This is a genomic window from Arthrobacter sp. 08Y14, assembly GCF_002929455.1.
In the GTDB taxonomy this organism is placed as follows: domain Bacteria; phylum Actinomycetota; class Actinomycetes; order Actinomycetales; family Micrococcaceae; genus Arthrobacter_B; species Arthrobacter_B sunyaminii.
In genome coordinates this window covers 1-510 of record NZ_PJIX01000069.1, presented here as the reverse complement: position 1 = coordinate 510, position 510 = coordinate 1, and the positions used below count along the sequence as shown (strand labels likewise).

Genomic DNA, 510 nt, shown 5'->3' with positions numbered 1-510 from the left:
GCGATGGCCTCGGCAGCGGCCGAAGTTGGCTTCACCTACACCACCTGGGACAACCAGCTGAAACTCGACCAGTGGGTTCAGGGGATTTCCCAGGCCATCAGCCAGGACTACGACGTGGTCGACCTTGCCGGTGGTCTCAATCCGGAAGTGCTGGGGCCGCAGCTCTCCGAGGCACGCGCCGCTGGCCTCAAGATCAGCACCACCCACTTCTACGACGTGACCCAGCCGGCTGTAGAGAGCGTCGACTATTCCGGCAAAGTCGACTTCACTGGCGCGGGCAAGTTGCTCGCTGCCTGGGCGTATGCGCAGACCGAAGGTAAGCCGAACGTCCTGATCATCGGCTCTTCGGATGTGCTGCCGTCTATTCCTTTTGTCCAGTCCATCCAGGACCAACTCAAGGCGCTCTGCCCGGACTGCAAGCAGACGCATCTCGACGTGCCGGTTTCCGAATGGGCAACGAAGATCCAGTCGGGCACCCAGTCGGCGCTGCTGGCCGACCCCTCGATCAAC

General features: G+C 62.2%; 1 protein-coding gene. It reads left to right on the top strand.

Features of this window, described 5'->3' with window-relative positions; translation table 11 throughout:
• The coding region (locus tag CXR03_RS19040; protein WP_146070576.1) for a substrate-binding domain-containing protein at positions 1–510 on the top strand (510 nt) is incomplete at both ends.